Source organism: Bacillus sp. ISL-35 (assembly GCF_018613355.1).
Taxonomy (GTDB): Bacteria; Bacillota; Bacilli; order Bacillales; family Cytobacillaceae; genus Mesobacillus.
On record NZ_JAGGQK010000001.1, the window covers coordinates 349,716 to 371,662 of the forward strand.

Annotated in this window: 23 protein-coding genes; 22 read left to right on the forward strand and 1 reads right to left on the reverse strand. The window is 43.6% G+C overall.

All coding sequences use genetic code 11. The features are described 5' to 3' along the window. Nucleotides 1-82: 82 nt before the first annotated feature. From J7E38_RS01835 to J7E38_RS01880, 10 genes are all read left to right on the forward strand, one after another. Nucleotides 83-988 (forward strand): hypothetical protein, encoded by a 906-nt coding sequence (locus J7E38_RS01835; RefSeq protein WP_214707241.1) that lies wholly within the window; start codon nucleotides 83-85, stop codon nucleotides 986-988. Nucleotides 989-1,058: 70 nt separating this feature from the next. Then, nucleotides 1,059-2,321, forward strand: a complete 1,263-nt coding sequence (locus tag J7E38_RS01840; protein WP_214707239.1) for a tetratricopeptide repeat protein — start codon at nucleotides 1,059-1,061, stop codon at nucleotides 2,319-2,321. A 39-nt stretch (nucleotides 2,322-2,360) separates the two neighbouring features. Then, nucleotides 2,361-2,915 (forward strand): ReoY family proteolytic degradation factor, encoded by a 555-nt coding sequence (locus tag J7E38_RS01845; RefSeq protein ID WP_144476816.1) that lies wholly within the window; start codon nucleotides 2,361-2,363, stop codon nucleotides 2,913-2,915. 640 nt (nucleotides 2,916-3,555) lie between these two features. Further along, the gene (locus J7E38_RS01850; protein ID WP_214707238.1) at nucleotides 3,556-4,011 is read left to right on the forward strand and encodes a YpiF family protein; all 456 of its coding nucleotides are present in this window, start codon (nucleotides 3,556-3,558) and stop codon (nucleotides 4,009-4,011) included. Nucleotides 4,012-4,166: 155 nt separating this feature from the next. After that, on the forward strand, nucleotides 4,167-4,673 hold the full coding sequence (locus J7E38_RS01855) for a QcrA and Rieske domain-containing protein (RefSeq protein ID WP_215038073.1): 507 nt from the start codon (nucleotides 4,167-4,169) through the stop codon (nucleotides 4,671-4,673). 3 nt (nucleotides 4,674-4,676) lie between these two features. After that, on the forward strand, nucleotides 4,677-5,351 hold the full coding sequence (gene qcrB, locus J7E38_RS01860) for a menaquinol-cytochrome c reductase cytochrome b subunit (RefSeq protein WP_214707237.1): 675 nt from the start codon (nucleotides 4,677-4,679) through the stop codon (nucleotides 5,349-5,351). A 67-nt stretch (nucleotides 5,352-5,418) separates the two neighbouring features. Then, complete coding sequence (locus tag J7E38_RS01865) at nucleotides 5,419-6,177, forward strand: menaquinol-cytochrome c reductase cytochrome b/c subunit (RefSeq protein ID WP_214707236.1); 759 nt, start codon at nucleotides 5,419-5,421, stop codon at nucleotides 6,175-6,177. A 129-nt stretch (nucleotides 6,178-6,306) separates the two neighbouring features. Beyond that, nucleotides 6,307-6,909, forward strand: a complete 603-nt coding sequence (lhaT, locus tag J7E38_RS01870; protein ID WP_215038135.1) for a lipoprotein heptaprenylglyceryl N-acetyltransferase LhaT — start codon at nucleotides 6,307-6,309, stop codon at nucleotides 6,907-6,909. Between the two features lie 69 nt (nucleotides 6,910-6,978). After that, a complete protein-coding gene (gene ypjB, locus J7E38_RS01875) occupies nucleotides 6,979-7,773 on the forward strand; it encodes a sporulation protein YpjB (protein WP_214707234.1) in 795 nt (264 codons plus the stop codon). 61 nt (nucleotides 7,774-7,834) lie between these two features. After that, nucleotides 7,835-8,509 carry a zinc metallopeptidase gene (locus J7E38_RS01880; protein ID WP_214707233.1) on the forward strand — a complete coding sequence of 225 codons (675 nt, stop codon included), beginning with the start codon at nucleotides 7,835-7,837 and terminating at the stop codon, nucleotides 8,507-8,509. A gap of 186 nt (nucleotides 8,510-8,695) precedes the next feature. On the opposite strand, the gene J7E38_RS01885 is transcribed toward J7E38_RS01880, so the two are convergent. Further along, nucleotides 8,696-9,568, reverse strand: a complete 873-nt coding sequence (locus J7E38_RS01885) for a YitT family protein (RefSeq protein ID WP_214707232.1) — start codon at nucleotides 9,566-9,568, stop codon at nucleotides 8,696-8,698. 323 nt (nucleotides 9,569-9,891) lie between these two features. On the opposite strand from J7E38_RS01885, the gene J7E38_RS01890 reads away from it, so the two are divergent. The 12 genes from J7E38_RS01890 to J7E38_RS01945 all read left to right on the forward strand — a co-directional run bounded on the left by J7E38_RS01890 (nucleotide 9,892) and on the right by J7E38_RS01945 (nucleotide 21,850). Continuing rightward, nucleotides 9,892-10,221 carry a nucleotide pyrophosphohydrolase gene (locus tag J7E38_RS01890; protein WP_215038075.1) on the forward strand — a complete coding sequence of 110 codons (330 nt, stop codon included), beginning with the start codon at nucleotides 9,892-9,894 and terminating at the stop codon, nucleotides 10,219-10,221. 16 nt (nucleotides 10,222-10,237) lie between these two features. Further along, the gene (gene dapB / locus J7E38_RS01895; protein WP_214707230.1) at nucleotides 10,238-11,038 is read left to right on the forward strand and encodes a 4-hydroxy-tetrahydrodipicolinate reductase; all 801 of its coding nucleotides are present in this window, start codon (nucleotides 10,238-10,240) and stop codon (nucleotides 11,036-11,038) included. 10 nt (nucleotides 11,039-11,048) lie between these two features. Further along, the gene (gene mgsA, locus J7E38_RS01900) at nucleotides 11,049-11,480 is read left to right on the forward strand and encodes a methylglyoxal synthase (RefSeq protein ID WP_214707228.1); all 432 of its coding nucleotides are present in this window, start codon (nucleotides 11,049-11,051) and stop codon (nucleotides 11,478-11,480) included. Further along, nucleotides 11,461-12,177, forward strand: a complete 717-nt coding sequence (bshB1, locus tag J7E38_RS01905) for a bacillithiol biosynthesis deacetylase BshB1 (RefSeq protein WP_215038137.1) — start codon at nucleotides 11,461-11,463, stop codon at nucleotides 12,175-12,177. Before mgsA ends, bshB1 begins: the two co-directional genes overlap by 20 nt. Then, nucleotides 12,174-13,328: an N-acetyl-alpha-D-glucosaminyl L-malate synthase BshA gene (gene bshA, locus J7E38_RS01910; protein WP_214707225.1), complete on the forward strand. Its 1,155-nt coding sequence runs from the start codon at nucleotides 12,174-12,176 to the stop codon at nucleotides 13,326-13,328. The genes bshB1 and bshA overlap by 4 nt, the downstream gene beginning before the upstream one ends. Beyond that, complete coding sequence (locus tag J7E38_RS01915) at nucleotides 13,309-14,517, forward strand: CCA tRNA nucleotidyltransferase (RefSeq protein ID WP_353049928.1); 1,209 nt, start codon at nucleotides 13,309-13,311, stop codon at nucleotides 14,515-14,517. The genes bshA and J7E38_RS01915 overlap by 20 nt, the downstream gene beginning before the upstream one ends. Next, the gene (locus J7E38_RS01920) at nucleotides 14,478-15,473 is read left to right on the forward strand and encodes a biotin--[acetyl-CoA-carboxylase] ligase (protein WP_214707220.1); all 996 of its coding nucleotides are present in this window, start codon (nucleotides 14,478-14,480) and stop codon (nucleotides 15,471-15,473) included. The genes J7E38_RS01915 and J7E38_RS01920 overlap by 40 nt, the downstream gene beginning before the upstream one ends. Before the next feature lie 239 nt (nucleotides 15,474-15,712). Further along, nucleotides 15,713-16,549 (forward strand): 3-methyl-2-oxobutanoate hydroxymethyltransferase, encoded by an 837-nt coding sequence (gene panB, locus J7E38_RS01925; RefSeq protein WP_214707218.1) that lies wholly within the window; start codon nucleotides 15,713-15,715, stop codon nucleotides 16,547-16,549. After that, a complete protein-coding gene (gene panC, locus J7E38_RS01930) occupies nucleotides 16,546-17,394 on the forward strand; it encodes a pantoate--beta-alanine ligase (RefSeq protein ID WP_214707216.1) in 849 nt (282 codons plus the stop codon). The genes panB and panC overlap by 4 nt, the downstream gene beginning before the upstream one ends. A gap of 22 nt (nucleotides 17,395-17,416) precedes the next feature. Then, the gene (gene panD, locus J7E38_RS01935) at nucleotides 17,417-17,803 is read left to right on the forward strand and encodes an aspartate 1-decarboxylase (protein ID WP_214707214.1); all 387 of its coding nucleotides are present in this window, start codon (nucleotides 17,417-17,419) and stop codon (nucleotides 17,801-17,803) included. 272 nt (nucleotides 17,804-18,075) lie between these two features. Next, nucleotides 18,076-20,868, forward strand: a complete 2,793-nt coding sequence (gene dinG / locus J7E38_RS01940) for an ATP-dependent DNA helicase DinG (RefSeq protein ID WP_214707212.1) — start codon at nucleotides 18,076-18,078, stop codon at nucleotides 20,866-20,868. 151 nt (nucleotides 20,869-21,019) lie between these two features. Next, complete coding sequence (locus J7E38_RS01945; RefSeq protein WP_214707210.1) at nucleotides 21,020-21,850, forward strand: ComEC/Rec2 family competence protein; 831 nt, start codon at nucleotides 21,020-21,022, stop codon at nucleotides 21,848-21,850. Nucleotides 21,851-21,947 lie beyond the last annotated feature (97 nt).

The window sequence follows — 21,947 nt, forward strand, 5'->3', positions numbered from 1 at the left end:
TTAAGAGGTAAAAGGAATACAAGCCGTTATATTCCTGGATTTTTTGCATAGTTTGTCATAAGACCGATAAAGGAGTGGTTTTATGGCATACATTATAGAAAATGTCCACCTCATGAAGGGACAGGCCCTAACGAATACAAGCATGCTGGTGGAAGGTGAACGGATCATTACATCAACTTCGAGACTCAATCGGCACCAGCATATGAAGATGGATGCAGACAAATATATCATGACCCCTACCCATGTCCTCTTTGATTCCAATTTACCTCTGGCAGGTTCCTTTAAAGACAGGAAAGAATATTATCTGGAGAACTTTATCATGAAGGGAAGCACCGTCATCTTCACCCCTGTCAGGGTCCAATTTGAACGGCAGCTTGAAGAAAAGCTGAAACAGGCAAAAAATGAGCTGCTGGACAGTCCGATAGACTTTGTCCTTGGCATCTCCATTCCGTTAAGGCTGCTGAAACCCCAATTCATCCGCAAGTGCAAAAAAATGAAGATTCCGGCAATCTTTCTTGAAATCGAAGATATAGGCAGCCTGGAGACAATCCCGTGGGGTTGGATCAAGGAAGCATTGTTTCCATACAACTGTCCGATCATCCCGTTATTTTCAGAAAGCCAACACAAAAAAGAGAAGCAGCAACAGCTTAATGCCTGGAGCAATTTGATGAAAAAGGAGAAGGTTCCCGCTTTATACGAAGGATTGAAAGATGGCTTCCCGGTTTCAAGATCGGTTTTAAAAAAGACCGGTATCTTTCCAGGAAAATCGAATCTGCACAGTGGCGGGGAAGTCAGCTATAACCTCTATAATATTGATGCAGAAACAAAACATCGTGATGAACAGGGGTTATTTTTTCAGTCCAAGCATTTAGTGGTGACTGTGGACAAAGGAAAAGTTATTCGTGCAGGAAAAGAGGTTTATTATCGGCCAGGAAAGGGAGAGAATGTTATAATCAAGACACCAGGGTTTTTTACTGATAACTACTGAAAAAACGTTAGGGTTCTGTTCAATGTAAGGAAAACAGACAGTGCCTAATTTTAAGGATAGGATGATAGCAATGGTCGCAGTAAACGAAATAACCAGTCTTATAGAAAATGGACAGCTTGATAAGGCTATGTCTGCCTATAAGGAGATTCTTGAGCAAGGCAATGATGAAGAGAAATTTCTTCTTTCCGAAGAGCTTTTTCGTTTCGGATTTATGGAAGAAACAGAGGCTTTGATTGAAAGTTTATTGAAAAACTATCCTGATGAGGGCGAACTCCATGTCCTGCTGGCAGAAACAAGAATTGAACTCGGCAAAGAGGAAGAGGCTATGCTTTCTCTTGAAAAGGTAGGCAAAGATGATCCTGCTTTTCCCCAGGCACTTCTTCTGTTGGCTGATTTATATCAAATGGAAGGTCTCTTTGAAGTGAGTGAAAACAAACTTCTCGAGGCTAAAAGAATCCTACCGGATGAAACGGTGATTGATTTTGCTTTGGGCGAACTTTATGCTCATCAGGGGAAGCTTGCGGAAGCGATCCAATATTACGAAACGGTCCTAAAAGTACATGAAGAAATCGGCGGGGTAAACATCAACCAGAGGCTGGCTGAAATGTTAAGCGCCGGGGGATCATTTGAAGAAGCGCTTCATTTTTACGACATAGCCCTTGAACAAAAGCTGGAAATCAATACTTTATTCGGTTATGCTTTTACAGCACTGCAGGCTGGCTATAATAAAACAGCGATCGAAAAGTTCGAGGAATTGAAGACTCTCGACCCTGAATATCACTCACTATACCTCTATCTTGCCAAAGCCTATGAACGCGAAGAAATGGCAGAGGAAGCGTTTGAAGCTGTCAAACAGGGTATCGAGCAGGATGAATATAATAAGGATCTTTACTTTTATGGCGGGAAGCTTGCCCTTAAGCTTCCGGATGAAGAATCTGCCGAGACAATGATCCGTGAGGCCATTGCGCTTGACCCGGGATTCATGGAAGGCGTTCTAGTGCTGAACAAGCTTTTGTTGAAGCAGGAGCGGTATGAGGATGTTCTGGAGCTGATTGGTGCAGCGGATTACAATGAAGAAGAGGAACCGCAAATCCTTTGGGACGCAGCTATAGCATATCAGCATATTGAAGATTATTCACAGGCATTAAACAAATACCAACTAGCATATACTTTCTTTAAAGACAACAAAGAATTTTTGTCAGACTACGGATATTTTTTGATTGAAGAAGGAAAAATGGACGACGCCGCCGAAATTCTAAGTATGTTAGTTGAAAAGGAACCTGGCAATGAAGAATTCCGTGAAATGCTGGAGCGTTTGACGGGAAATCAGTAACCGAAAAAAATTTGAGTTATGCAGAGGAGGGATTCAAAAATGACAACCCCTGTATCTGTCAACGAGAAAAAGGATTTTATCCGCTGGTTTTTGAACCATTATCAGCTGAAAAGGCGGGAATGTGTTTGGATCCTTAACTACTTGATGAGCCATGATCAGCTGATGGAAAAGGTACACTTTGTGGATAATGCCCAGCATTGCCCTAGGGGATTAGTGATGTCGACACATTGCGTGGATGAGGTGCCATTCCGGTTCTTCAAAGAAAACGTGATGACGACCGACGCTGAGAAGTCTTTTCATGATATTCGTTTGAACAGGGAAGAAGAAATCTACATCCAACTGAATTTCCATGCTTCAAACAAAGCCCATCAGTTTGCGGCCGTACTGGAAGAAAACCCGTATATGCCGGGGCAGCTCCAAATCAGTGAAAGCGACAAAATGGTGGCAGAAAGATTTCTGGAGGAAAGCATCCACAATTTCCAGAAAGACAAATTGTTATCCCTGATTGACCAGGCGCTGGACAGCCAGGACCAGGAAGCCTTCGAACATCTTACAGAGCAATTAAAAAAATTAGGTGCAGTCAATTCTTTATAGCTTGCTTAAATTAGCAGGCTTTTTATTTTGCTTGTTTTTAATGGTATTGGCATTTTGAGTTTTAAGGAGGTAACCCTTGGGCAAGAGATCGTTGGAAAGCAGGGGGATTGGCTGAAGAGGGAGTGACTTCGGACAAAGTAACGATTGGAAGTCGAGATATTGTCCGAAGCTGGGCAACTTCGTACAAAATTACGGGAAGCGGCCGTCAAATTGTCTGAAGTAGTGGTGACTTCGGACAAAATAACGATCGGAAGTCGAGATATTGTTCGAACCTGGGGTAACTTCGGAAAAAACTAAGGGAAGCAGCTGTCAATTTGTCTGAAGTAAGGGTGACTTCGGACAAAGTACCGATCGGAAGTCGAGATATTGTCCGAACCTGAGGCAACTTCGGACAATACAACGGGAAGCCGCCGTCAAATTGTCTGAAGTAGGATTGACTTCTACAGAAATGACTGACACTCATCCTATTTCAGTCACTTATATAAGGTTATACCGTGAAAATAATTAGACCGGCCTACGATTCGAAAACTGTTTTTAATCATGATATTATAGAATGGATGTAAACAATGGGTTTTTGATTGAAAAAGATGGAGATCTCATGTTTATGATTCAAGCCTAATTGAAAGATGGAGTTGGTGTTATGAAATGGGTGGCAGCAGATGTTGAAATGTATCAAAAAGCTGCTGAGTACGTTGATACGGCAATCGTCCCGCTATTGCCAGTATCATTTGGCGAGGACATGAAACAAAATGCTTCAATGGCTGAGTTCACAAGAATCCTTACATCTCAGCTGGAAAAGCAGTTTCGAGGGCGGATTTTCCTATTGCCTGATTTTGTGTACATAAAGGAAGATGAGGGTAGCCAGGACGCTTTGAAGAATTGGGAAAATACTCTATTGGACAAGCATTTCAATCACATTTTTTATGTAACGTCTGACAGTCGCTGGAGGCAGCGAGAGAAAGACCTGAAAGGAAGTGTCCTATGGATTCCTTCCTTGTCTCTGGACCAGATGCCGGACGAGCAAAAGGTAGCGATCGTGGATGGTCAAGTTAAGCAATTATTATCTTTGTTCACTGAGAAATGGGATGAAAAATAGCCCTGTGTTATTTTTATCACTGCGAAAAATGTTTTCACCATAGTATTATATTGATTTTGTAATGAGATTGATATATCATGGTTATGTCCTAGTTTTAAAATGTGTTTAAATTATGTCCGTTGGGGACTTAACTTGGTAATAGAGGGGGGAATAACGTGAGTAAGCATCGTGTTTCAAGACGTCAATTCTTAAACTATACTCTAACAGGTGTAGGCGGTTTCATGGCTGCGGGGATGCTGATGCCAATGGTTCGCTTTGCCGTCGATCCTGTGCTAAAGGGTGAAGACGCGGGAGATTTCATCGCGACTCCATTGAAGATCGCAGATATTAATGCTGAACCGCAAAAAGTAAACTTTAAATTCAAACAAAAAGATGCATGGTATGAATCTGAAGAAACAGGAACAGCCTGGGTTTTCAAAAGTGAAGCCGGGGACATCGTTGCCTTGTCGCCAGTGTGTAAACACCTTGGATGTGTTGTAGACTGGGGTACTGACAAGGAGCATCCTGAACAGTTCTTCTGTCCTTGCCACTATGGCCGTTATGAAAAAGATGGAACCAATGTTCCTGGTACACCGCCGTTGGCACCATTGGATGTGTATCCGACAAAAGAAAAAGATGGTTTCCTTTATGTAGGAAAAGCTCAACCACGAAAGGGGGCGTAATCATTGTTAAACAAAATTTACGATTGGGTAGATGAGCGTTTGGATATTACGCCTTTGTGGCGCGATATCGCAGACCATGAGGTACCTGAGCACGTTAACCCGGCGCATCACTTTTCTGCGTTCGTGTACTGCTTTGGCGGTCTGACGTTTTTCATCACAGTCATCCAGATTCTTTCCGGTATGTTCCTGACAATGTATTATGTTCCGGACATCAAGAATGCCTGGGAATCTGTGTACTATCTTCAAAATCAAGTAGCGTTTGGACAAATTGTCCGCGGAATGCATCACTGGGGTGCGAGTCTTGTCATCGTCATGATGTTCTTACATACGCTTCGCGTGTTCTTCCAGGGCGCTTATAAGAAACCTCGTGAATTGAACTGGATTGTCGGAGTATTGATTTTCTTCGTAATGTTGGCTCTTGGCTTGACAGGATACCTGCTTCCATGGGATATGAAAGCATTATTCGCAACCAAGGTTACATTGCAGATTGCAGAAGCTGTCCCATTGATTGGGCCATACATTAAAATTCTGCTATCCGGACATTCAACAATCGTTGGTGCCCAAACCTTGACACGTTTCTTTGCGATTCACGTATTCTTCCTGCCTGCTGCACTATTAGGCTTAATGGGAGCACACTTCCTGATGATTCGTAAGCAAGGTATTTCTGGTCCATTGTAAAATTTGAATGAAACGTTGCGCGAATTGAGATTCGTTCAACGATACGGAAAAAGGAGGGGATCGCTCGATGCATCGTGGTAAAGGTATGAAGTTCGTAGGAGACTCACGTGTCCCTGCAGAACGCAAGCCTAATATTCCGAAAGATTACTCGGAATACCCTGGCAAAACGGAAGCGTTTTGGCCTAACTTCCTATTGAAAGAATGGATGGTTGGTGCTGTTTTCTTAATCGGATACTTGAGCTTGACCATTGCTCACCCGTCTCCGCTTGAAAGGATTGCCGATCCTACAGATACGGCGTATATTCCATTGCCAGACTGGTATTTCTTATTCTTATATCAATTGCTGAAATATTCTTATGCTTCAGGTCCATATACTGTAATTGGAGCTATGGTAATCCCGGGACTAGCATTCGGTGCATTACTTCTGGCGCCATTTATTGACCGCGGCCCTGAGCGCCGTCCATCAAAGCGTCCACTTGCTACAGGCTTCATGCTATTGGCAATCGCTTCAATTTTCTACCTTACTTGGGAATCAGTTGCTACCCATGACTGGGAAGCTGCAGAGAAACAGGGGCAGATTGTGGATGTAGAAATCGATAAGAATTCTGATGGATATCAGATTGCCCAGGCACAGACATGTACTTCCTGCCATGGCGGGGAGCTTGCCGGCGGTGCAGCAGCACCGAGCCTGCTTGAAACAAAATTGAACGCTGAAGAAATCGCAGATGTTGCCAAGAATGGTAGAGGAAACATGCCTGCAGTTTTCAAAGGAACGGATGAGGAACTTAAGACACTATCTGAGTTCATCGACGGTCTTAGCGAATAATACTGAAAAGAACCTGTAACGAAACTTGCAGGTTCTTTTTTATTGGAAAAGAACCCTGAAGAACTTGGTTTATTTTCAATAAACTGTAATAATAGTGATAGAAAAAAAAGGGAATGGAGTAGTCGTATGATTAAAAAAATATATCCTTTGCTAGGCAGCAGGTCCATACTCTGGCATTTATTTTGGGTAAATGTCCTGGGTACCGCTTACGGGTACTATTGGTATAAATGGCAGCTGGTCGATACGCCGCCGCGCTTCTTGCTTTTTGTCCCAGATAGTCCAACGGCCAGCTTGTTTTTTGTATTCGTACTGGGTGCTTTTCTGATGGGGAGGAACTGGCCGCTGATGGAAGCGTTGGCAATCGTCAGCCTTGTCAAATATGGCCTGTGGGCTGTGGTCATGAATTTGATGGTGTACTTCGTCTCTGGACAGCTGGATTGGATTGGACTAATGCTAATGGCTTCACATTTTGCCATGGCAGTGGAAGGAGTCCTATATGCTCCTTTCTATCGGATGAAACCGTGGCATCTGATCGTTGCAGCTGTGGTCGTCCTGCATAATGAAATCATCGATTATGTTTTTGGTATGATGCCAAGGTACCATACACTAGATTTATATATGGACCAGATAGGGTACTTTACCTTCTGGCTGAGTATTTTTTCGATTGCGGTTGGATATTACTTCGGACTAAGGCCGGGCCGCTTCTCTCTTTCTCTAAAAAGATCAAGATAACCCCTGAATTTTGGTCTAACCTTGTCCACCCCTTCATACATTTTAATAGTATTTAGAGGGGGGACAGGAATGAAAGCAAAATTTATTTTATTATTTTCGGTGCTGATGTTGATCGCGCCGTTCGCAGCATATGCCGAACCACAGTCGCCTGTAGAAGAATTGGACAATATATCAGACCAGGCATTGCAGATGGTCAAGCTTCATCGTTATGATGATGCAAACAGGCTGCTGGAGCATTTTTCAGAAGAGTTTTTGCTGGTGACAGGGAATGGCCGTCCGTTTAGCATGGATGAATTGCGCATTATTACAGTCGCACATGATGAGGCATTGGAGGCAGTAGCCAATGGTGATCTTGGACATGCTGAAAGAATGAACAGGGTGACAAAATTCCGGCTGGTGATTGATGCGATCGCTTCTACCCACCAACCGTTATGGGCTGAAATGGAAGACCCGATCATGACTGTTTTTAATGATATGAAAACTGCTGCCTATGAAGGTGACAACGATCAATTCGACAGTAATCTTAATTCGTTCCTTGCACTTTATAATGTCATTCACCCAAGCATGAAAATAGATATCAATCCGGAAAGAATCCAAAAAGTCGATGCAAAAGTAAGCTTTATTGACCAGTACCGGCCGCAAGTCCTTCAGGAAGCTTCAAGCAGGGAAGAACTGGAGGCGCTCGAATCGGATTTACAAAATATCTTTGATGATATGACTGAAGATGAAGCAGATCCGTCACTATGGTGGGTCATGATTTCGACCGGCAGCATCATCATCCTTACATTGTCTTATGTGGGCTGGAGAAAATATAAAGGGAACAGTGAGAAAACAAAGGAAGTCCAAAAAGAACGAAAAAATTGACACCCTATTGAAGTATTAATAAAATAGTAATAACAGCTAGAATTGTAAGAGGAGGTAACAGATGTATCTCATTTATTTCGCGATTATAATCTTGATCCCGCTTTGGGCTCAATTCAAGGTAAAAGGGGCATACAAAAAGTACTCACAAGTGTCTTCTTCATCCCAGATGACAGGGGCGGAAGTTGCACGTAAGATTTTGGATGATAACGGTTTGTATAATGTGGGTGTTGAGGAAACCAGAGGTTATTTAAGTGACCACTATGACCCGCGTGCCAAAGTTGTCCGCTTATCATCTGGAAACTTTTTCGGCCATTCCGTTGCAGCGGCCGCAATCGCTGCCCATGAAGTTGGCCATGCCATCCAGGATGCCGAGGATTATGCATTCCTCCGATTCCGCCATGCACTTGTTCCAGTGGCAAGTCTTGGTTCAAACTTCTCATGGATCCTGATCCTGATCGGAATTTTTGCGAACTTAAGCGGAATGCTCCTGCTCGGAATTCTTTTCATGGCAGCTGCCGTTGTATTCCAGGTCATCACATTACCGGTCGAATTCAACGCTTCCAACCGTGCGATGGATCAAGTAGTTTCAGCTGGAATCATCCGCAATGATGAAGAAAGAGAAACGAAAAAAGTCTTGAATGCAGCAGCTTTGACCTATGTAGCAGCCGCAGCTGTAGCGGTTCTGGAGCTGGTGCGTCTAGTAATGATCTATACTGGGATGACTAGTGAAGACTAAAAAAAAATCCGGACTTCTCCGGATTTTTTTTTGTGAGATAAGAAAGTATAATATCGACTTTGAGAATAGTCCAGCTCCAGCGCTTAGCCCCTCGAGAAGTTTCGGTCCGCCCAATGAAGTCAAAAGAACGACTTCACTGGGCGGACCTCCAACGCTTGTCGGGGCTGACCAAGGCGCTTGCGCTTTTTATCTTTCTAAAGGAAGTTTATTCTCATCAAGTGTGAATCCTTCGCCAAGGACATCATGGACGACGGTAACAGAGACGAAAGCGTGTGGATCCACTGAGTTAATCACATTCTTTAGGCGGACGATTTCGTTTTTCGCAACCACACAGTAAAGGACATCCCTTTCTGCCTTCGTATAGGAACCAACGGCTTTTAAGCTGGTGACTCCCCGGTCCATTTCCTTCATCACTTTCGCAGCAATCTCTTCGTTTTTATCGGAAATGATCATGGCGCCTCTTGCAGCGTAAGCACCTTCCTGCATGAAGTCAATTACCCTGGCTCCGACAAATACGACGACAAGCGTATACATGGCTTCCCGATAGTTTAGGTATGTAATAAGTGATAGTGTGATGACACCAAAGTCGAACATGAACATCGTCCGGCCCATTGTCCACCCGAAATATTTCTGGGCAAGCCTTGCGATGATGTCAACTCCGCCAGTCGTCCCGCCGTAGCGGAAAATGATTCCGAGTCCGATTCCAATAAAGACCCCTGCAAACAGAGCTGCTAAAAACAAATCTTCATACAAAGGCATGTCGATTTGGTACTTTTGAAAGATCGCCAAAAATACCGAAACACCTACAGTTCCAATAATGGTGTATATAAAAACACTCCGTCCAAGAAGCTTCCAGCCGAGGAAGAACAAAGGCAGATTCAGCAGCAGGTTCGTGATGGAAGGGGACCAGCCAAATACGAAATACAGCAAGAGTGTAATCCCCGTAAAACCGCCTTCTGCAAGATTGTTCTGCATATTGAAATGAACGAGGCCGAACGAAAAAATAGCGGCACCAAACAAAATGAACAAGATGTTTTTAATTTTCAGGCCGTTAAGCAAATGAATTCCCTCCTAGTGGCAGGAATAAAATCTCCTGACTAAAGCGCTTATATTATATAAAATATAGCAAGCAAGGGCAATCTTTTACAGGAGGGGCAATAAGAGTCGGAATTTTCTATGTTTCCTGCCGTGTTTTCAAGGAGTATCCAAAGCGGGAATTCTTTGATTGGGAGAGAAAGTAAAGCTGCGAAAAGAAAAGCAGCTTGTCCAGTAATTTCCGCCTGGGCAGAAAAAATAACTCGAAATAAAAATATTTGTCAAAGCTACTCTGTTAAGCTAACATCGATATAGAAAAGCATACATAAAAAGGTTGGGTGAGTTTCTTGAGTAATAAGACGATGAAAGAACTCCAGCAGGAAGTCGACGCATATATAAGCCAGTTTAAAGAAGGCTATTTCAGTCCACTTGCTTTGACGGCACGCATGACTGAGGAACTAGGTGAGCTGGCCCGGGAAGTCAACCATTACTATGGAGAAAAGCCTAAGAAAAAAGAGGAAGATGAAAAAACAATTGAAGAAGAGTTGGGAGATATGCTGTTCGTCATGATTTGCTTTGCCAACTCGTTGAATATAGACCTTGAAGAAGCACACAACAGGGTCATGGAAAAATTCAATACAAGGGATAAAGATCGCTGGACAAGGAAAGACAGCTAAAAGGAGAGGGATTCTATTGGAAAAAGTTAAAATTGTCATTGCAGGACCACGGGGAAGGATGGGGAAAGAGGCCGTCAATCTCGTCCTTGGAACGGAAGCGTATGAACTGGTGGGAGCAGTCGACCGAAAACATGAAGGACTCAGAGTGGGTGAACTCGATGGTTTCCCGGAAAGTGACGCAATGATCTACACTGATTTCGAAAAATGTCTCCAGGAGACAGAACCAGATGTTCTGATTGACCTGACCACTCCTGAAGTGGGAATGTTCCATACAAGAACAGCCCTGAAATACAAAGTCCGTCCTGTAGTGGGTACAACTGGTTTTTCTGATGAAGATCTTGCTGAACTTGAGAAGCTGTGTGCTGGACAGGAAACAGGCTGTATCATTGCGCCAAACTTTGCTGTCGGGGCTGTTTTGATGATGAAATTTTCACAAATGGCCGCAAAGTATTTCAATGATGTAGAAATCATTGAGCTTCATCACGACCAGAAGCTTGATGCGCCTTCCGGGACTGCAGTGAAAACAGCACAGATGATTTCTGATGTCAGGGAAGCAAAAAAACAGGGGCACCAGGACGAAAAAGAAACACTAAAGGGAGCCCGCGGTGCCGATTATGAAGGGATGCATATCCATTCTGTGAGACTGCCTGGCCTGATTGCCCACCAGCAGGTTCTGTTCGGCGCTCATGGACAAACACTCACAATCCGCCATGATTCCTATAATCGCAGCTCTTTTATGTCAGGAGTAAAACTCGCTGTTGATACTGTCATGAAAATGGATGCTTTTGTTTATGGATTAGAGAATATCATCGAATAGGGGAGAGCTTATGAATATTGCCTTAATCGCCCATGATAAGAAAAAGGATGATTTAGTAGGGTTTACAGTCGCATACAAAGAAATCTTTGAAAAACATACATTATTTGCGACGGGTACCACTGGTTTGAGGATTATTGAAGCAACCGGGTTAGAGGTTCAGAGATTCCAATCAGGTCCGCTAGGAGGAGACCAGGAAATCGGCGCCCGAATCGCGAACAATCTAATGGACGCTGTATTTTTTTTCAGGGATCCGCTGACGGCCCAGCCCCATGAACCTGATGTCACTGCCCTCGTCCGTCTTTGTGATGTATACGCAGTACCCCTGGCAACCAATATGGGAACCGCCGAAATACTCGTAAAAGGGATCGAGCGTGGCGATCTTGATTGGAGAAACCTAGTGAAAGAGAAATCTGGTGATGAAAATGGAAGCAATCAAGCTTGATATACTGGCTTTTGGCGCCCACGCAGATGATGTTGAAATTGGCATGGGCGGCACGATCGCCAAATTTGCTGATAAAGGAAAAGTAATTGGAATTTGTGATTTAACAAAAGCAGAAATGTCTTCTAATGGGACGGTAGAAATAAGGAAGAAAGAAGCGAGAAGGGCGGCGGATATCCTTGGAGTTCGTGACAGGGAAACACTTGACCTTCCGGATAGAGGCCTGTTCCTTAAGGATGAATACATAAAGGAAATCGTTAGAGTGATTAGGCGGAATCGCCCGGAATTGGTGTTTGCACCCTATTTTGATGACCGTCATCCTGACCATGGCAGCTGTGCGCGCCTTGTCGAGGAGGCGGTCTTTTCAGCAGCCGTAAGAAAATATGATGAACAGTCAGGGCTGGATGCCCACAGGCCGAAAGCCTTATATTTCTATATGATCAATGGTTTTCATAAGCCTGATTTCGTTGTGGATATATCTGATTTTATGGATAAGAAAATTGATGCCCTCAATGCTTATGAAAGCCAGTTCAAGAAAAGTGACTCTACTTTTGAAACACCGCTTGTGAACGGTTATATCGAAACAGTTGAGGCTCGTGAAAGATTATTCGGCAAGGAAGCAGGCGTGAGTTTTGCTGAAGGCTTCATGTCAAAAAAACCACTGCTGATTGATAACGATTTGTTAGGGGAAGGAAAATGAAGAAACTTAAAATTGGCATCACCTGTTATCCGACAGTAGGAGGTTCAGGTGTTGTCGCGACAGAGCTTGGAAAGCTGCTGGCAGAAAAAGGTCATGAAATTCATTTCATCTCCTCGAGTCTTCCTTTCCGGCTGAAAAAGATGTATCGAAATATTTACTCGCATGAGGTGGAAGTCAATCAATACTCCGTGTTTCAATATCCTCCATATGATATCGCGCTGGCAAGTAAAATAGCTGAGGTAGCCGTTTTGGAGAATTTGGATGTTCTGCATGTACATTACGCTATTCCGCACGCTGTCTGTGCGATCCTGGCACGCCAGATGAGCGGAAGGGATTTGAAAATCGTCACAACCCTCCATGGAACCGATATAACCGTGCTTGGATATGACCCATCACTGACTGACGCCATCCGATTCGGGATCGAAAAGTCTGACTATGTGACAGCCGTTTCTGAATCATTGATTCAACAAACTTACGAATTAATCAAACCAAAGAAAGAAATTGACTGTGTGTACAATTTTATCGATACTCGCGTTAACAAACGAGTTGACTCGTCCGACCTAAGGGATGAGTACGGGATTCTCCCAGATGAAAAAGTAATCATCCACGTTTCCAACTTCCGTCCTGTCAAAAGAGTGCCAGATGTGATCAAGGCGTTTGCAGGGATTGCCGAGAAGCTGCCGGCAAAGCTATTGCTTGTCGGGGACGGTCCTGAAATGAAGAAGGTATGCAGCCTGGCCAGCGAGCTGGGGATTCGGGATCGGGTATTGCTGCTTGGAAAACAGGAAAGGGTAGAGGAACTTTATTCATTGAGTGACTTAATGCTTCTTTTATCTGAAAAAGAAAGTTTTGGACTAGTAGCGCTTGAAGCAATGGCGTGCGGTGTACCCTGCATCGGCACAAATGTTGGTGGCATTCCGGAAGTAATTGTCGATGGTATGACAGGCTATATTTGTGAACTGGGAAATATAGCCGAAATCTCGGAAAAGGCAATAGAAATCCTATCAAACCCTGAAGTTCTTAACCGTTTTGCAGCAAATTCCCTGCAACGGGCAGAAAAGGATTTCAGCGCTGAACAAATCGTATCAGAATACGAAAATATTTATTATAGCCTGCTGGAGAATGATGAAGATGATTCCAAATCCATTTAAAGAGGCAGCGCCCGTACTTGAAGTGATTGAAAATGCTGGTTTTGAGGCTTATTTTGTAGGTGGATCTGTCAGGGACCACCTTCTTGGCCGTTCAATAGCTGATGTTGACATTGCGACTTCCGCTTTGCCGGAGGAATTGAAGCGGATTTTCAGCAAGACCGTTGATGTTGGGATTGAGCATGGTACCATTCTGGTCCATCACGGCGGGAACCATTATGAAGTTACCACCTTTCGGTCTGAAGCAGGTTATTCTGACTTTAGAAGACCTGATACCGTTTCTTTTATCCGCTCCCTGAATGAGGATCTTCAGCGCCGCGATTTTACAATGAATGCCATGGCCATGGCTAAAGATGGCCATATCATCGATCCTTTTGCCGGAAGGGATGCAATCGACCAAAAGATTATTGTCACTGTGGGTAATCCGGATGAGCGGTTTGGCGAAGATGCATTGAGGATGCTTAGGGCAGTCAGGTTCCAGGCCCAATTATCCTTTTCAATCGAGCAGCAGACTTTTGAATCGCTGGCAGCTCATAGCCATCTGCTCCAGAACATAGCTGTAGAACGTAAATTAGTGGAATTTGAGAAATTGCTGCAGGGACCGGGAAGGCAAGAAGCAGTCATGCTTCTGGCTAAAAGCGGAATGTCTGAGTATTTGCCTGGTATGAAAGGGAAGAATGGGCAACTGATGAGTTTTTCATCACATTTGACACCCGAGCTTGAACTCGCAGAGTTATGGGTACTTCTCTTGTTTGAATTAGGGCTATCAGGAAAAGGAATTGACGGTTTCCTGAGGGGATGGAAGCTGCCTGTCCAGAAAATCAAGAAGTATAAGCAGATTCATTCATTGCTTTTATATCGTCTTGAAAACCAATGGAGTCTGGAATCCGTCTATAAGGCCGGACTGGATGATGCCATCAGCGCGGAAAAAGTGTATGGGACCCTGCGTGAACATGGAAGTAATCCGGAAGGGATCACTCTATTGTATGACATGCTCCCTATCCAGAATCGCCAGCAATTAGCTGTTTCTGGGAACGATGTGATGACATGGATGGAAAAACAGCCAGGCCCGTGGCTGCGGCAAACTCTTGATGAAATCGAACGGTCTGTAATCTATGGCAAAGTGCCAAACGAGAAGGAGCAAATAAAGGAATGGCTGAACGCGTCCAATCAGAAATCAGGAAAAAATTGATCGATGCTTTTACCAATAATGAATCGGAGTATTTATCGGGACAAAAGCTGGCAGACATCGCCGGATGTTCCAGGACAGCAGTGTGGAAACAAATAGAAGAACTTCGCAAGGAAGGATTCCAGTTCGAGGCAGTAAGGAAAAAAGGCTACAAGATCGTTTCAATCCCTGTGGATATGACAGCAGATAAAATTACTCTCGGCTTGAAGACAGAAATCCTGGGAAGGAATCTGCACTACCATGACAGCGTGGAGTCGACTCAGAAAATTGCCTATAAACTGGCTTATGAAAATGCCGAAGAAGGAACGGTCGTCATAGCAGAAGAGCAAACAGCAGGCAGAGGAAGAATGGACCGTAAATGGCATTCACCCAAATACACGGGAATCTGGATGAGCGTCCTGCTCCGCCCAAAAATCCCAATCCAGAAAGCACCGCAGCTCACACTGATCACCGCAGTTGGTGTTGTACAGGCCATAGAAGAAGTAACCGGTTTATTGCCGGAAATAAAATGGCCAAACGATATCATGATAAACGGAAAAAAAATAACTGGAATCCTTACTGAACTTCAGGCGGAGTCAGACCGCATCAATTCTGTCATTATTGGTATTGGTATCAATGTCAATTCTCTGGAAGAGGATTTCCCGGAAGAAATACGGCCAATCGCTTCTTCCCTTGCGATCGAGACAGGCAGGACAATTAACAGGGAAGAATTGATCAGGGCAATACTTGAAAAATTGGAAAAGCTTTATTTTCTTTATCTGGAAAAAGGCTTTTTACCGATAAAGTTGATGTGGGAAAGTTATGCTGTCAGCATTGGCAAACAGATCATTGCCCGCACGATTACGGGGGAAATCAGGGGGAAAGCCACTGGAATCACAGAAGATGGTGTTCTCTTGATTGAAGATCCTGCTGGCGCTGTCCACCATATTTATTCTGCAGATATCAAAATTGACGGATAATTCCATTATGTAGCCAAAAAAGCAGTCTTTTGTTATAATCAATCTGGGCGGTATCGAGAGAACTGCACCTGGAGTGATGATAAAATAAAAATAGTTCTGCCTGGATCCGATTGCGGACTGGGACAGAGGGATGAAACAAATGCAGGCTTCAAAGGGTCCTTCTGGCATAGATGGGTCCTTTTTTAGTGTCTCGCATTGATGGATTGTTTTATCTCCTCTTCAGAAAAGGAGGAAATGAAATGAAACAAACAACGGATTTCTTGAAAATGAAGCAAAGTGACAGCAAGATTGTCATGGTGACAGCCTATGACTACCCATCAGCAAAGCATGCTGAACAGGCAGAAGCTGACATGATTCTCGTTGGAGATTCATTGGGCATGGTCGTGCTGGGGTATGATTCCACGATTCCGGTGACAATGGAGGATATGGTCCACCATTCAAAAGCCGTCCGGCGCGGAGCAGGCAATACATTCATTGTTGTCGATTTGCCATTTATGAGCTATCATCTGTCAATCAAAGACACTTTATTAAATGGTGCCAGAATCATGCAGGAGACTGGGGCAAATGCCGTGAAACTAGAGGGTGCTGACGAGGTTATAAATCATATCAGCGCACTTACGAAGGCGGGAATACCTGTTGTTGCACATCTTGGCTTGACACCGCAATCTGTTGGTGTACTTGGCGGATACAAAGTCCAGGGGAAAAATGCGGACGCTGCCAAAAAGCTGATGGAGGATGCAAAAAAATGTGAAGAAGCAGGTGCATTTGCCGTTGTGCTCGAATGTGTTCCAAAGCAGCTGGCTGAACAAATCAGCAAAGGTCTTTCAATCCCGACAATCGGTATTGGAGCTGGTGCTGAAGTCGACGGCCAGGTACTTGTCTATCATGACATCATCACGTATGGAGTGGACCGAGTCCCGAAATTCGTGAAACAATATACGAATGTGAATGAACAAATTACCGCAGGGCTTAGTGCCTATGTTTCCGAAGTGAGGCATAAAGCATTCCCGGAAGATAAGCATACATTTACGATGAAAGAAGAAGAATTGCAGGCATTGTACGGAGGAAGAGAATGAAAATCATCAGTACGATTACAGAAATGCAGCAACAAATGCAAAAATTAAAGTCTGAAGTCAACAGCATTGGCTACGTGCCAACCATGGGATTCCTGCATGAAGGGCATATGTCCTTGATGAAAAGGGCACGTCAGGAAAATGAAGTTGTGGTTCTGAGCATATTCGTGAATCCTCTCCAATTCGGCCCTGATGAGGATTTGGATGCCTATCCGCGTGATTTTGAACGTGATCACAGGATTGCCGAGGCTGAGGGGGTAGATTATATCTTCTATCCTTCAGCAGAAGAAATGTATCCGAATAATGCTTCTGTTAAAGTTTCCGTTGTTGATAGGACGAATGTACTTTGCGGCAAATCCAGACCAGGGCATTTTGACGGCGTTGCAACGGTGTTGATCAAGCTTTTCAATATCGTTCAGCCTACAAGGGCTTATTTTGGCCTGAAGGATGCCCAGCAGGTCGCTGTGGTTGAAGGCTTGGTCCATGATTTTAATTTCCCGATTGAATTGGTTCCGCTAGATATAGTCAGGGAAGAGGATGGTCTTGCCAAAAGTTCTCGAAATGTCTATCTGAATGAACAGGAAAGAGAACAGGCACCAGAGCTTAATAAAAGCCTTCTTTTGGCAAAAGCTGCCGTTGAGAGCGGCGAGCGGAATCCAGCAAAGGTTGCCGATATGATGAAGAACCATGTTAACGAAAATACATCTGGAATAGTCGATTATATTGAAATCTACTCTTATCCAGAGCTGCAGTCTCTGAAGGAATTGACAGGCAGGATCATCATCGCAATGGCAGTCAAGTTTTCGAAAGCCAGATTGATCGACAATATCATTTTAGATGTAGAATAACTTTATAGGGGGAGTACATTCCATGTTCCGCACCATGATGAACGGAAAAATACATCGAGCCAGAGTAACTGAGGCAAATTTGAATTATGTAGGCAGCATCACAATCGACAGCAATATACTTGACGCAGTCGGTATGGTCCCAAACGAAAAGGTACAAATCGTCAATAATAACAATGGCGCCCGTTTCGAAACATATATTATCCCTGGGGAAAGAGGAAGCGGGGTAGTATGTCTGAATGGAGCAGCAGCCCGTCTTGTCCATGAAGGCGATGTTGTCATCATCATTTCCTATGCGCTCATTCCTGAAGAGAAGGTAGCAACCCATCAGCCGAAAGTTGCACTGATGGATGAAAACAACCGGATCGTAGAAATGATACACGCTGAACCTGAGAAAACGGTATTTTTATAAAGCCAGAAAACTCCCGACCCTCGGGAGTTTTTTCATACATATTTCTCAAGGCTTATATAAACGAAATTATGACATAAAGATATTATATTGGTGATACTAGAATTAATAGATGGAATAAAATTCATAAAAATATTGAAGCTTGTTTTTACTTAAATTGTTAAAAGCAACTTGGTATAAAAACGGTCTGAAAAAATACCGTAAGCTCCTGCTTTCACTTTCATATTTTTTGTGATACGGTTTTGTTTGACTGAATGTTAGAGGTGTATTGAAAAATGAGCCAAAAATTTGTTGTGGTCGATTTAGAGACTACGGGTAATTCACCAAAAAAGGGTGACCGGATTATACAGTTTGGAGCAGTTGTGATTGAGGATGGCCGAATTACCGGCCAATACTCTTCTCTTCTTAATCCATTGCAGAAAGTACCCGTATTCATTGAAGAACTGACAGGCATTTCTGATTCAATGGTAAAGGATGCCCCATTATTTGAGGAAATCGCTCCACAGGTTTCTGATTTGCTAGAAGACGCTTATTTTGTGGCTCATAATGTTTTATTCGACCTTTCCTTTCTGCAGGAAGAATTATTAAATGCAGGCCAGGAAGGTTTTTATGGTCCGGTTATAGATACAGTGGAAATGGCAAGGATCTTGTATCCGACTGCCGATAGTTTTAAATTGACTGACCTTGCTGCAAAGGAGAATCTGCAACACGACCGTCCCCATCAAGCAGATAGTGATGCCCGGGTGACAGCAGAGCTTCTGTTGATCATGCTCGATGCTGTTGAGTCGCTTCCTCTTGTCACAATCAAAGAGCTCGCAAAACTCTCAGAAGGACTGAAGAGCGATCTTCACTTGATATTTGATGAGATATTGAATGTAAAAGAAAGCCGAATTGAACAATTACCTGAGCATTTAGAAGTTTTCCGCGGTATAGCTTTAAGGAAAAAACCCGTGATTGAAAATGATGAACATCAGGCCATTGATTATCCAGAGTCAATGGAAGACAAAAAAGCCTTACTACAAAAAGCTTTTACCGGATATGAAATAAGGCAAGGACAATTTGAGATGATGGACCTTGTATATGATGCGTTCCATAAAAGCGGCCATGCATTGATCGAAGCTGGAACTGGCGTAGGGAAGTCACTCGGTTACTTGATTCCTTCAGCTGTGTTTTCACTAAAAAGAAATAATCGTGTAGTAATCAGTACATATACCACCCAGCTGCAGGAGCAGCTGCTGACGAATGATGTCCCGAAACTGAACAAAGCACTGGGTACAAAGGTGAAGGTTTCGCTGATCAAAGGGAGGAACCACTATATTAATATGGCTCGCTTTGAGCAGTCACTCAGGGAAATTGAAGAGAATTATGATACTGCCCTTACAAAGATGCAAATACTTGTCTGGCTGACTCAAACAGAAACTGGTGACTATGATGAACTCAATTTGTCAAGCGGAGGAATGCTTTACTGGAATAAAGTGAAGAATGAGCGTTCCATCTTCATCAAGACAAAGCACTGGGAGGCATTTGACTTTTATAAAAAGGCCATTGAAAAAGCGCAAAATGCGGATCTCCTCATCACCAACCACTCGATGCTTCTTGCCGACCTGGTGTCAGAAAATGGGCCGTTGCCGGAGTATGAGCATGTTGTCCTTGATGAAGGGCATCAATTCGAAAAGGCAGCGGGCAAATATTTTGGAGAGTCACTCGATTATATGTCAGTCAGGCTGGTGCTGAATCAAATCGGCCTTTACGAACAAAATCAGCTATTCTACAAGCTTGAATCCCTGCTGAATGAGGTTGGCATTCTCAGTGCTGAGCATCATCATACATTTGAAATCAATCAATTGATATCCGATTTACTCTATGAAACCGAGGACCTCTTCAAGCTTGCAGGTACCTATGCAAGGAAGGCGATGAAGAATAAAGTTTCTGGGAGCAAAATCCATGCAAGCATGGTTCCAGACAGGGGAAATCGGATATGGACAGCACTGCGGACAACTGCTGAAAGGGTTTATTTTTATCTTAGAGATTTGATTGAAGCCCTTGAAAAAAGGCTGGAAGATGCGTGGAGAAGCCCGGACAGGTTTTCAACATTGCAAATGGCGGTACTAGAAGAGGTTGTTCAAGCTAAGGAAGATTTGGAGCAATTCCGCACCACGGCCAAAAGGCTATTTACTGATGAGAACAGATATGTCCGGTGGATTGAAGCGGATACAAGGTCAATGCAAAATTCAACGGCCATCTTTTCACGTCCAGTCAATGTTTCCGAATATCTGGAGGAACAATTTTTCTCCAGGAAGAAGAGTGTGGTCGTAACGTCAGCGACTTTATCGGTGAATCATTCCTTCAGCTTCATCAAAAGAGAATTAGGGTTGCAGGAAGTGCTGGTCGAGAAGCACATCCCATCTCCCTTCTCCTATAAGTCACAAGTGAAACTCGTCGTCCCTGATGACTTGCCAGATATTAAATCTGTTTCTGATGATGACTATGTAGCAGCCATTACGGAACATATCATCTCAATTGCAGAAGCGACAAAGGGCAGGATGCTGATTCTGTTCACTTCGAATGAAATGCTGAAAAAGACATACAATCTGATCAAGGAAAGCGGCCTTCTGGAGGATTTTGTCTTGATTGCCCAGGGGATTACAGCAGGCAGCAGGACAAGATTGACGAGGAATTTCAAGCGGTTCGATAAAGCGATCCTGTTTGGGACGAGCAGTTTTTGGGAGGGTGTGGATATACCAGGTGAGGATCTATCATGCTTGATCATCGTCCGGCTTCCTTTTTCGCCCCCTGACGAACCACTTACAGCTGCAAAATGCGGGTTGATAAAGGAGAATGGCGGAAACCCGTTTTCTGAGTTATCCCTGCCGGAAGCGATTCTCCGCTTTAAGCAAGGTTTTGGAAGGCTGATCCGCACTTCCGATGATCGTGGACTGATTTTTGTCTTTGACCGAAGGCTCGTGACGACAAAATACGGAAATGCCTTTTTACGATCAGTGGCTGACGTCCCGGTCGAAAAAAAATCAATAAATGAGATTGTTGATTTGATTCATCATTGGCTGTAGGCCGTTCCCTGGTTTTGCAGCTTCGAGGATCGCAACGGTTCCAGTAACGAACATCCACAACTTAATTGAACAGAGACAACTTTTCAAAAGTCTTTTTATATTTTCAGCTAAATGACGCACTCTAAAGCTAGAAGTAATTGGAGGAGTGTATATGAAGCTGATAATGGCAATCCTTGCCTTCATGAATTGGTACTATTTCCCGTATGAATCTCCTTCAGCTCCTGTCGAGGTGGAGGGAGTGGATGTCAATCTCAAAAGAGATGAATTGGCCATCACTTTTCTTGCTTTGAGCGATGGGGAAGCTGCACTGATCCAATACGCCACCGGCGAAAATATCTTGGTGAATACGGGTGGCAAGGGCACAATGAAGGAACTTGAAAGGCTGCTCGCTCTCTTTCATGTAAAAAACATATCTACAGTGATTTTGACATCAAATTCGGAAATGGAAAACCTTGAGGAAATCATTCGGAAATACAATGTTGGCAAAGTTCTGAGCGGGAAAGCTGGCGAAACTGCACTTATGGAAAAAATGATTCCTGCTGGAGTGAAGGTGGAAAACTGGAAGCGGGGGGATCGGCAAAAGCTTTTGCCTGGCTTGACTGCAGAAGTTGTTTTCGATGGAAGTGAAGAATCTGAGGGGACTGATATTTCCTTTCAATTTTTCCATCATCAAATTTTTTATATGAGTTCTGCAAGCCATCAATCGGAACAGGCTTTTCTTGCTGAGCCATTAAGGAATGTCAATATCATTAAACTGCCCGCTTATGCTGCTAAGGGCTCGTTTTCCGACCTATTGATCGAGCATATGGATCCGCAGTTGGCCATCATTTTTAAATCCAATTCAATAAAACCTGATCCGGATTTAGTGGAGATGCTTCATGAAGCCTGGATTGATGTTTATTTCACAAAACAGCATGGTACTGTTACAATAAAGTTTACACAATCGACTTATGATGTGATTACCATTATGGGCGAAGAATAAAAAACTGCGCATAAACTGCGCAGTCATTTTTGATGTGTGGGCTAGAATTTTTTTAGTTTGGTTTTATCCTTACAGTAAAGACCATCTCCTGATATAA

What these genes read in the sequence shown, in the direction of transcription:
- J7E38_RS01835 (WP_214707241.1), top strand. Translation starts at nt 83, where the DNA reads ATGGCATACATTATAGAAAATGTCCACCTCATGAAGGGACAGGCCCTA.
- J7E38_RS01840 (WP_214707239.1), top strand. Translation starts at nt 1,059, where the DNA reads ATGGTCGCAGTAAACGAAATAACCAGTCTTATAGAAAATGGACAGCTT.
- J7E38_RS01845 (WP_144476816.1), top strand. Translation starts at nt 2,361, where the DNA reads ATGACAACCCCTGTATCTGTCAACGAGAAAAAGGATTTTATCCGCTGG.
- J7E38_RS01850 (WP_214707238.1), top strand. Translation starts at nt 3,556, where the DNA reads ATGAAATGGGTGGCAGCAGATGTTGAAATGTATCAAAAAGCTGCTGAG.
- J7E38_RS01865 (WP_214707236.1), top strand. Translation starts at nt 5,419, where the DNA reads ATGCATCGTGGTAAAGGTATGAAGTTCGTAGGAGACTCACGTGTCCCT.
- ypjB (WP_214707234.1), top strand. Translation starts at nt 6,979, where the DNA reads ATGAAAGCAAAATTTATTTTATTATTTTCGGTGCTGATGTTGATCGCG.
- J7E38_RS01880 (WP_214707233.1), top strand. Translation starts at nt 7,835, where the DNA reads ATGTATCTCATTTATTTCGCGATTATAATCTTGATCCCGCTTTGGGCT.
- mgsA (WP_214707228.1), top strand. Translation starts at nt 11,049, where the DNA reads ATGAATATTGCCTTAATCGCCCATGATAAGAAAAAGGATGATTTAGTA.
- bshB1 (WP_215038137.1), top strand. Translation starts at nt 11,461, where the DNA reads ATGGAAGCAATCAAGCTTGATATACTGGCTTTTGGCGCCCACGCAGAT.
- bshA (WP_214707225.1), top strand. Translation starts at nt 12,174, where the DNA reads ATGAAGAAACTTAAAATTGGCATCACCTGTTATCCGACAGTAGGAGGT.
- J7E38_RS01915 (WP_353049928.1), top strand. Translation starts at nt 13,309, where the DNA reads ATGATTCCAAATCCATTTAAAGAGGCAGCGCCCGTACTTGAAGTGATT.
- J7E38_RS01920 (WP_214707220.1), top strand. Translation starts at nt 14,478, where the DNA reads ATGGCTGAACGCGTCCAATCAGAAATCAGGAAAAAATTGATCGATGCT.
- panB (WP_214707218.1), top strand. Translation starts at nt 15,713, where the DNA reads ATGAAACAAACAACGGATTTCTTGAAAATGAAGCAAAGTGACAGCAAG.
- panC (WP_214707216.1), top strand. Translation starts at nt 16,546, where the DNA reads ATGAAAATCATCAGTACGATTACAGAAATGCAGCAACAAATGCAAAAA.
- panD (WP_214707214.1), top strand. Translation starts at nt 17,417, where the DNA reads ATGTTCCGCACCATGATGAACGGAAAAATACATCGAGCCAGAGTAACT.
- dinG (WP_214707212.1), top strand. Translation starts at nt 18,076, where the DNA reads ATGAGCCAAAAATTTGTTGTGGTCGATTTAGAGACTACGGGTAATTCA.
- J7E38_RS01945 (WP_214707210.1), top strand. Translation starts at nt 21,020, where the DNA reads ATGAAGCTGATAATGGCAATCCTTGCCTTCATGAATTGGTACTATTTC.